The organism is uncultured Maricaulis sp., from assembly GCF_905480005.1.
Taxonomy (GTDB): Bacteria; Pseudomonadota; Alphaproteobacteria; order Caulobacterales; family Maricaulaceae; genus Maricaulis.
In genome coordinates this window covers 1-9,219 of sequence record NZ_CAJQOO010000182.1, presented here as the reverse complement: position 1 = coordinate 9,219, position 9,219 = coordinate 1, and the positions used below count along the sequence as shown (strand labels likewise).

Sequence of the window (9,219 nt, the reverse complement as noted above, 5' to 3'; positions counted from 1 at the left end):
CTGGTGCTGGTGATTGATGATGTCGGTCTCGACGTGGACGCCGCCCAGCGGGTTCTGGCCCTGCCGGTTCCGGTGACCGTGGCGATTCTGCCCTATGCCGAAGCGGCGGCCCCCTTGTCCGCCCTGGCGCGCCAGTCGGGGCATGACGTGCTCTTGCACATGCCGATGGAGCCGGTCGGCCTGGCCGATCCCGGTCCGAATGCGCTGCGGATCGGCCTCAGCGATATCGATCTTCAGGCCCGCATGCGCTGGGCCATGGCACAAGTGCCTGGCGCGGTGGGGCTCAATAATCACATGGGGAGCCGGTTCACGGCTGATCCCCGGGCATTGCGCGTGGCGCTCTTCGCCATCTCGCATGATGATCCGGTCTTCCTGGACAGTCTGACGACCGCCCACAGCCGGGGCGGTGCGGTGGCATCCGGTCTCGGACTGCGCACGCTGCAGCGCGATATCTTCCTCGATCATGATCTGGATGCCGCCGCCATACGCGCGCGCCTTGACGAGGCGGCGGAGCGTGCACGCGACACTGGTTATGCGGTCATGATCGGGCATCCGCATGATCTGACACTGGCGGTGCTGGAGGCCTGGCTCTCGAGCGATGCGGTCGCTGACCTGGAATTCGTGACCACAAGCGCGCTGGCCGATTCCCTCTTTGTCGCCGAGCCCGGTCTTCAGGCCTCACTGACCGAGTGAGTCCTCGGCAGCGCGGAACAGGGCGGCTGCCTTGTTGACCGTTTCCACCCGCTCGGATTCCGGATCACTATCAAGGACTACTCCGGCACCGGCCTGGACATACATCCGGCCGTCCTTGAACACGGCGGTTCGCAGCGCGATGGCCGTATCCATGCCGCCATCGGCGCTGAAATAGCCGACGGCACCGGCATAGACACCGCGGCGATGCGGTTCCAGCTCGTCAATGATTTCCATCGCCCGGACCTTCGGCGCGCCGGACACGGTCCCGGCCGGGAAACCGGCGAACAGGGCGGAGACCACGTCTTGCTGGTCCGCGAGATCACCCTCGACATTGGATACGATGTGCATGACGTGACTGTAGCGTTCAACAATCTCGCGCGCAGTGATGCGGACCGTCCCGGGCTTGGCGATGCGTCCGACATCATTGCGGCCCAGATCGAGCAGCATGAGATGTTCCGAACGCTCTTTCGGATCGCCCAGCAGGTCGGCCTCGAAGGCATCATCCTCGGCCGGTGTCTGACCGCGCGGTCGCGTACCGGCGATGGGGCGGATCGTCACCACATCATCACGCAGCCGGACCAGGATTTCAGGGCTGGACCCGACAACCTCAAATCCGTCAAAGCGGAAAAAGAAGAGGAAGGGCGAGGGGTTGAGCCGGCGCAAGGAGCGGTAGGCCCAGAACGGGTCGGCCGGGTAATCTGCCGAGAAACGCTGGCTGGGCACGACCTGAAAGGCGTCACCGGCGCGGATATAGTCCCGCGCTCTGTCTACCGCCGCGCGGTAATCATCGGGTGTCCGGTTGGACTGGCGTTCGCCGAGTTCGCCGTCAGGTCTGGCGAGCTCCGGTGTGGCACCTGCCAGGCGTTGCAGTGTGGTCTGCAGGCGTTCGACGGCCGCGTCATAGGCTTCGCGGGCCGAGTACTCACCGGGCCGCACGGGGCAATAGACCTGGATTTCCTGTTTTAGGGCATCGAAGACAACCATGGTCTGGGGCCGAAGCAGCACGGATTCGGGCAGGCCCAGCGGATCCGGTGCTGCACCGTCCGGCAGGCGCTCAAGATAGCGCACCATGTCATACCCGACATAGCCGAACAGGCCGGAGGCGAGCGGAGGCGCATCATCGGGCAAGGGGCAATGGGCGGCTTCGATGACTGCTCGCAGGGCTGTCATCGGTTCGGTCTCGAGCGGCGTGAATTTGCGCGCGGCGACATCCATCCCGCTGGCCTGGGAGACGACGCCGTCCCGGCATTGCCAGATCAGGTCCGGGTCAAGGCCGATGGCGGAATACCGTCCCCGCCAGGCCCCGCCCTCAACCGATTCCAGAAGGAAGCTGTTGGGCTGGTTCGCCGCCAACCGCAGATAGGCCGCGACCGGCGTCAGGAGGTCGTCCACACGACGCGCCTGCAGGACACAGGTTTCACCCCGCTCCAGACGCTCGGCGACCGTCCGGAAATCGGGCGTGATCGGCGCGTGGGGTGTCATCGCGGTGCGTTGGGGTCGGTCTCGCCAATCGCCAGCGAGAACAGGCGGGCATCGACGGATTCATCAGTGATGCCGTATTCGCGCACCAGGTAGTCGCGGGTGGCCTGAAGCACGTCATCGCCCAGCTGGGCATCGATGGTCGAGCTGATCCCGTCCATCTCCAGATCGGATGCATCCGCGATATCGGCCGGAATGATCTCATTGAGCGTCATGAGCAGATAAGTGCCTTCACCGACCTGCAGCATGTCAGTATCGCCGACGCTCATATTGAACGCTGTCGACATGGCCAGCTGAGAGAAGGCCCCCGCGGTCTGGCCGCGTTGCAGGGTCGAGGTTTCAGTGCGTCCGCCGGTCGTCAGGGAGACAAGCTCGATGTCATCGCCCGCTTCCAGCTGTGCCAGCGCGTCCTCGGCGCGGGCGCGGAGCTGGGTGTCGACCTGGATGGAGCGCCAGCGGCTTTCGGCCTGATCGCGGATTTCTTCGAGTTCGAACGGACGGCTCGGGACGATGCTGTCGACACGCAGGGTGAAAAAGTCGGTGTCGTTGAATGTCCGCAGATCGATCGCGAAACCTTCCACCGAATCGAAGGCGGCCGGCAGGAGTTCCGGAGCCAGAGACTGATAGCGGGCGCCGTCAAATCCCAGATCCTCGTCGATCGAGTTCAGGGCCAGGGGCTGATAGATTTCCAGCGGAACCCCGGCAGTTTCGGCCGCGACTTCCAGAATTGCGCCGTCCGCGCGCGCGGTTTCGAAGCGCTCGACCGCGTCGTAGAGATCATCGGTCGCCTGGGCCTGTGCAGCGCTGGTCTGCAACCGATCACGCTCTTCTTCAAAGCTTGGAATGAAGGCTTCCTCGGCGGCGGTCACCAGGACGGCGCTCCAGGCAAACCGGCCTTCGATGGCGGCGGATTCCTCGGCGGCCATGCCGAAGACGGCTTCAGCAAGCTGGCTGTCGGGAATATCGCCGACCTGGACGTCTTCCTGAATGAGCGGTGCGCCGAGCCCGAGTGCAGCGGCAATGGCTGCGGGCGCTTCGCCGGCGCTCAGGCGCTCGGCGGCGGCCTGCGCGGTGGCTTCATCCTGGGTGTTCAATTGGGCAAAGCTGCGAATCGCCGGGGTGCCAAGGCGACCGGTGGAGCGCTCATACTCATAGGTGTCGCGCAGGAAGGTCTCGTCAATCGCGACATCACGGATGAAGTCCTGCAATTGCAGGCGGACGAGCGTGAAGGCCCGAAATTCCGGTCGGGTGAAGAGCGGTTGCCCGTTCTGCCCCGGCGTCTCCTCGATGAAGGTCTGCAATTCCTCATCGGTGGGGTCGGCGATTTCATCGGCCGTCGAGGCGTCGATCACCAGCCCGGTCACACGGCGGCGTTCCTCCGCCACGAGATAGCGGGTCTGGGCCATCTGGTCGGGTGAACCGGAGAGGCCGGCCAGGGTCGCAATGAGCTGGGTCCGCAGCAGGTCGCCTTCGATATTGTCGGCAAACTGGTCTTCGCTCATGCCCACGCGCCGCAGGGCGGCGGTCATCGCATCGCGGTCAAACTCTCCCGTAACCGGGTTGAGGAAGGCCGGAATGTCGGCGACTTCGCGCACAATGGCCTGATTGGACACTTCCAGTCCCAGTTCACGGGCCCGGGCCGCAAAGGCGGCGAGGGTGATCTGCTGCTGCAGGACCTGTTCGCCAAGTCCCTCGGCTCGCGCCTGCTCGGCGGTGATCGAGGAATCCTGGTCCTGCAGGCGCCGGACCTCGCCATTGAAGGCGCTGGACAGCTCGCGCTGACTGATCCGCTCCGGCCCCACCGTGACCACGGCATCACCGCTGCCGGTGAAGATGCCGCCACTGCTGGGCAGGGCGATGGCGAAGGCCAGGACGAGAAGAACGATGATGACCAGTGCGAGAGGCGACTGGGCGAAAGACCGGAAATTGGACAGCATGGAACCGAAATGCCTTTGAAAAACGTCGCGCGGAAGGTAGCGGCGCGGTCAGGTGGTCGCAAGCACGAGGGGCGGTTGTTCTGCGATTGTCGGTGCGCCCCGTTGCGAAGCCCGGTTTTGATGATTACTCCTGCCGCGCATCTAGGGGACGGGATCAGCCGGTCGGGGAAGCAAAATGACGCGTCGCACACTCATTGCTGGCAATTGGAAAATGAACGGGTCCGTTGCGGCCCTCGGCTTCTTTGACGCGGTGGCCCCGGTCGCGAAGGAGGCGGACGCGGACATCCTGATCTGCCCCCCGGCGACCTTGCTCGCCCAGGCTGCGAGCGCTTGTACCGGCAGTGAAATGCGCGTCGGCGGGCAGGATTGTCATGCCGCGGTGTCAGGGGCCCATACCGGTGATGTCTCGGCGGCCATGTTGCGTGAGGCGGGGGCCAGCCATGTGATCCTCGGCCATTCTGAACGCCGCGCGGATCATGGCGAGAGCGACGCGCTTGTCCGGGCCAAGGCCGAGGCCGCGCTTCAGGCCGGCTTGGTGCCGGTGATTTGTGTCGGTGAATCCCGCGAGGAGCGGGAGGCCGGGCGCGCGATCGAGGTCGTAGCGTCTCAACTCGCGGCTTCCTTGCCGGAAAATCCGGACCGGATGACACTGGTAATAGCTTATGAGCCGGTCTGGGCAATCGGGACCGGTTTGACCGCGTCTGTCGAGGATGTGGCAGCCATGCACGAGGCCATTCGCGAGCGTCTTCCGGAACCGCTAACTACCTGTATTTTATACGGTGGTTCGGTAAAACCGGGGAATGCGAAAGACCTGCTCAGTCTGGACGATGTGGATGGCGCGCTCGTCGGGGGTGCAAGCCTGAAATCCACTGATTTTTCAGCCATTATCGAGGCGGCCGGTCGCAAATCCGAACTAGTCCGGTAAGTGGATCGAAACCTATTTGCGGCAGTGTTGAAACCTGATGTTTCCTGTTTCGCCGCTTTTGGGGAGCCGAACCGAGTATGGCCGAAATCGACTACACCCGGGCTTCCGTCCTGTTGTTCGACCCGATTCACGTCAACCAGCGGACGAGTCGTTACGCGCTCTTCGAGATTGGCTTCCGTCAGATTGAATGCGTTGCCTCCATGGCCGATTTCAAGAATGGAATCACCGAGGGAGCACCGAGCCTGATCGTCGCCGAAGCCAGCGCGAATGATAAGGATATTTTCAATCTGGTGCGCTCCGTCCGTCGCGGTGATGTGGGATCCAATCCATTTGTCGTCTTCCTGCTGACGACCTGGAGCCGTGATACCGGTCATATCCGCAAGGCGATCGAGTGCGGCGCCGATGATGTCATCGTGCGTCCCTTCTCGACCATGTTTGCCGAGGAGCGGGTCAAGACGCTGATCCGGGGTCGCAAGGATTTTGTGGTGACGTCCGACTATATCGGACCGGATCGCCGCAAGGACAGCGAGCGCTCGACCGATGCGCCGCTGATCACGGTGCCGAATTTTCTCAAGGCAACGGTCGAGAATGACGAGCAGGCTTTGAACAATGCCCAGCAATGGGTCCGCGAGGCGCGGGAAGCCGTGACAACGGAACGCGTGCGCCGTGTGGCGATGCGGATCGTCATTTCGGTTGAGCTGGAAGCCTCCAAGAAGACAGAAGAGGGCAAGGTTCCTGTTGCCCTGGACATCAAGGACCTCGATCGCGCCGCACGCGAGCTGAGAGCCCATGTGCTGCGGGCAGGGCGCCGCGAGGCCGCCGAAGTCGCCGAAGCCCTGCTCGATCAGATTGGCGCGCTGGGCGATGGGCGCAATGCGGATGCCGGTATTCTCAAACTCGTCAAGGAATTGGCGATGGGCACCTATGCAGCTTTCGCCAATGGCGACACGATCGAGCGGTCCAAGGACGAGATCGGTCGGACAGTGTCCAATCTGCGCAAGCGCCTGCAGGCGCGTGCCGAGGCTGCGAGGCGCAAGGCGGTCCTGATCGCCGAGGAAGCCGCAGCGGAAACCGCAGACGATGCTGGCCAAGAAGGTTCGCCTGATATAAAACGCGCCGCCATGTGACCGGGCGGTGCTGACACCGCACCGGAAACTCCCTATATCCACGGCCGAGCCGCCCGACCGGGCGGCGCGGCCTGACACATGGCGGTATTCATGACCACAGTTCTTTTGATCATCCAGCTTCTGGTCGCCCTTGGTCTCATCAGCGTCATTCTGCTGCAGCGGTCGGAAGGCGGGGCCCTGGGTATCGGCGGCGGCGGCGGTGGCGGCGGCATGATGTCCGGCCGTGGCGCTGCGAACATCCTGACCCGGACGACCATGATCCTCGCCGCGGTCTTCATCGGCAATTCGATCCTGCTCGCCATCGTGACCGGCGTCACGGCGGACGGGAATAGCGTGTTCGATACCGAGATCGACAATCCGGCGACCGGCATTGTTGAACAAGAGGAAACAGGCGCTCCGGTGCCGACGGACGGCTAGTCCTTCCTCTTTTAATCATCACATATTTCAACTCGCGTCTTTCGACGCGTCCGAATCTGGGATAATCAGACGGCCCATGCCGCGATATATCTTTATTACGGGCGGCGTGGTCTCCTCCTTGGGAAAAGGCCTCGCTTCAGCCGCTATCGGAGCCCTGCTTCAGGCGCGTGGATATAAAGTCCGCCTGCGCAAGCTGGACCCCTATCTCAACGTTGATCCGGGCACGATGTCGCCCTATCAGCATGGCGAATGCTATGTGACCGATGACGGGGCGGAAGCCGACCTCGATCTCGGCCATTATGAACGCTTCACGGGCGTTGCCGCGAGCCAGGCCGACAATATCACCACCGGCCGGATCTATTCCCGGATCATCGAGCGTGAACGTCGTGGCGATTATCTCGGCGCGACCGTGCAGGTCATTCCGCACGTCACCGATCAGATCAAGCAATTCGTCCTCTCCGATGCCGGAGATGTCGATTTCGTCCTGTGCGAGATTGGCGGCACGGTCGGCGACATTGAAGGGCTGCCCTTCTTCGAGGCTATCCGTCAGCTCGGCCAGGAGCTGGGCGACGACAATGCGGTTTTCCTGCACGTCACCTTGCTGCCCTTCATCAAGGTCGCCGGCGAGATGAAAACCAAGCCGACCCAGCACTCGGTGAAGGAATTGCGCTCGATCGGTATCCAGCCGGATATCCTGCTGTGTCGCTGCGAGATCCCGATCCCGCCGGGTGACAAGCGCAAGATCGGGCGCTTCTGCAACGTCAAGGAAAGCGCCGTCATCGAGGGCCGGGACGCGGCCTCGCTTTATGATGTGCCGCTGGAATATCACTCCCAGGGGCTCGACACCGAGATCCTGCGCTGCTTCGGCATTGATGATGCCCCGGCACCGGACCTGTCGCGCTGGCAGGCCATCTCCGAGACGATCGCCAATCCGGACGGCGAGGTCACGATCGGTGTGGTCGGCAAATATGTCGGCCTGCTGGACGCCTATAAATCCCTGATCGAAGCGCTCGCCCATGGCGGTATCGCCAATGGTGTGAAGGTCAAACTCAAATGGCTCGACAGTGAGCAATTCGAGAAGGACGACCCGTTCGAACCGCTCGAAGACGTTCATGGCGTGCTTGTCCCGGGCGGGTTCGGCGAGCGCGGTGTCGAAGGCAAGATCGCCGCGGCCCGCTTTGCCCGCGAGCGCAAGGTCCCCTTCTTCGGGATTTGCTACGGCATGCAGATGGCGGTGCTGGAAGCGGCGCGCAATCTCGCCGGCGTCGACAATGCCGTTTCGACGGAGTTTTCCGACAGTGGCGAATCGGTAATCGGTCTGCTCACCGAGTGGACCCGCGGCAATGAAGTCGAAACCCGGACCGCCGGTGACGACATGGGTGGCACAATGCGTCTCGGCGCCTATCCGGCCGTCCTCAAGGAAGGCTCCAAGGTCCGCGAGATCTATGGCGAGGCCCATATCGAGGAACGCCACCGTCACCGCTATGAGGTGAATGTCGGCTACAAGGACAAGCTGGAAGCCTGCGGCCTGACCTTCTCCGGCCTGTCACCCGATGGCGTGCTGCCGGAAATCGTCGAGATTTCGGACCATCCCTGGTTCGTCGGCGTGCAATTCCACCCGGAACTCAAGTCCCGCCCGTTCGAACCGCACCCGTTGTTTGCGAGCTTTATCGCCGCGGCGCTGCATCAGAGCCGGATGGTTTAGGGGCGGGCGCCTCAAGCACCTATTGCCATCCCGGATATCCATCCGGGATGGCAAGGTCAGCCTTCGCCACCTAACTCCTCAATCACCCCCACAGCCGTCATCACATCGTCCCGCGTGCAGTCAAACTGCCCGACCTGGAAGCGGATCACATAGCGGCCGTCATGGCGGGTCTGGGTGAGATAGGTGCGGCCGTCGCTGTTGATGCGTTCCAGCAGGTCTGCCGTCGCTTCATCGCCCGCCGCGCAGGCAAAGCTGAACAGGCTGAAGCGGGGCTCTGTGACAATCTCGAGGCCGGGCAGGGCGCGGATGGTCTCGCAGGCCTCGTTGGACCAGGCGATATGGTTGCGGATGCGGGTGCGCAGGCCTTCCAGCCCGTAGGCGCGGATCAGGAACCAGAGCTTGAGGGCGCGGAAGCGGCGGCCCAGCGGGATGGTCCATTCGGAATAATTGATCGCGTCATCCATGCCTGGGGTTTCCAGATAGTCGGGACGCAGGGTGAGGGATTTGAGCTGGTCGGTTGGATCCTTCAGGAATTGCACCGAACAGTCGAACTGTGCGCCAAGCCATTTGTGCGGATTGAAGACAATTGAGTCGGCTTGTTCAGCGCCTGCCCAGGTGTCGCGCAATTCCGGACAAATCATCGCCGAGCCCGCCCAGGCGGCGTCGATATGGGTGTAGAGGCCTTCCTCCCTGGCGACATCGATGACCGCTGCCACCGGGTCGCTGGCGCCGATTGAGGTGCCCCCGACGCAGATCACGATACCGGCTGGCAGATGGCCGGCGGCCCGGTCCGCACGGATGGCCGCGCGCAGGGCCTCCGGATCCATGCCGTAATCATCGCTGGTGGCGATCTTGACCAGATTGTCCTGGCCAATCCCCGCGACCCAGCACGCCTTGTCGATCGAGGAATGGGCCTGGGCCGAGGCATAGATGCGC

General features: G+C 63.1%; 8 protein-coding genes. 5 read left to right on the top strand and 3 right to left on the bottom strand.

All coding sequences use genetic code 11. From position 1 onward, the window contains the following. Positions 1-693: divergent polysaccharide deacetylase family protein (locus QZ266_RS14770; protein WP_295696482.1), on the top strand; the 693-nt coding region annotated here is incomplete at its 5' end. On the opposite strand, the gene trpE is transcribed toward QZ266_RS14770, so the two are convergent. Next, complete coding sequence (trpE, locus tag QZ266_RS14765; RefSeq protein WP_295696480.1) at positions 679-2,175, bottom strand: anthranilate synthase component I; 1,497 nt, start codon at positions 2,173-2,175, stop codon at positions 679-681. The genes QZ266_RS14770 and trpE overlap by 15 nt on opposite strands. Continuing rightward, positions 2,172-4,109 carry a peptidylprolyl isomerase gene (locus tag QZ266_RS14760; RefSeq protein ID WP_295696478.1) on the bottom strand — a complete coding sequence of 646 codons (1,938 nt, stop codon included), beginning with the start codon at positions 4,107-4,109 and terminating at the stop codon, positions 2,172-2,174. Before QZ266_RS14760 ends, trpE begins: the two co-directional genes overlap by 4 nt. 175 nt (positions 4,110-4,284) lie before the next feature. Here QZ266_RS14760 and tpiA point away from each other — a divergent pair, with 175 nt between their 5' ends. From tpiA to QZ266_RS14740, 4 genes are all read left to right on the top strand, one after another. Beyond that, positions 4,285-5,034: a triose-phosphate isomerase gene (tpiA, locus tag QZ266_RS14755; RefSeq protein ID WP_295696476.1), complete on the top strand. Its 750-nt coding sequence runs from the start codon at positions 4,285-4,287 to the stop codon at positions 5,032-5,034. Between the two features lie 77 nt (positions 5,035-5,111). Beyond that, positions 5,112-6,161, top strand: coding sequence for a response regulator receiver protein (locus tag QZ266_RS14750; RefSeq protein WP_295696474.1), 1,050 nt, complete (start codon positions 5,112-5,114; stop codon positions 6,159-6,161). Between the two features lie 90 nt (positions 6,162-6,251). Continuing rightward, positions 6,252-6,578, top strand: coding sequence for a preprotein translocase subunit SecG (gene secG, locus QZ266_RS14745; protein WP_295696471.1), 327 nt, complete (start codon positions 6,252-6,254; stop codon positions 6,576-6,578). A gap of 76 nt (positions 6,579-6,654) precedes the next feature. Next, on the top strand, positions 6,655-8,283 hold the full coding sequence (locus QZ266_RS14740; RefSeq protein ID WP_295696469.1) for a CTP synthase: 1,629 nt from the start codon (positions 6,655-6,657) through the stop codon (positions 8,281-8,283). Between the two features lie 56 nt (positions 8,284-8,339). Here QZ266_RS14740 and QZ266_RS14735 read toward each other — a convergent pair. Beyond that, positions 8,340-9,219: pyridoxal-dependent decarboxylase (locus QZ266_RS14735; protein WP_295696468.1), on the bottom strand; the 880-nt coding region annotated here is incomplete at its 5' end.

What these genes read in the sequence shown, in the direction of transcription:
- trpE (WP_295696480.1), bottom strand. Translation starts at nt 2,175, where the DNA reads ATGACACCCCACGCGCCGATCACGCCCGATTTCCGGACGGTCGCCGAG.
- QZ266_RS14740 (WP_295696469.1), top strand. Translation starts at nt 6,655, where the DNA reads ATGCCGCGATATATCTTTATTACGGGCGGCGTGGTCTCCTCCTTGGGA.
- QZ266_RS14750 (WP_295696474.1), top strand. Translation starts at nt 5,112, where the DNA reads ATGGCCGAAATCGACTACACCCGGGCTTCCGTCCTGTTGTTCGACCCG.
- secG (WP_295696471.1), top strand. Translation starts at nt 6,252, where the DNA reads ATGACCACAGTTCTTTTGATCATCCAGCTTCTGGTCGCCCTTGGTCTC.
- tpiA (WP_295696476.1), top strand. Translation starts at nt 4,285, where the DNA reads ATGACGCGTCGCACACTCATTGCTGGCAATTGGAAAATGAACGGGTCC.
- QZ266_RS14760 (WP_295696478.1), bottom strand. Translation starts at nt 4,109, where the DNA reads ATGCTGTCCAATTTCCGGTCTTTCGCCCAGTCGCCTCTCGCACTGGTC.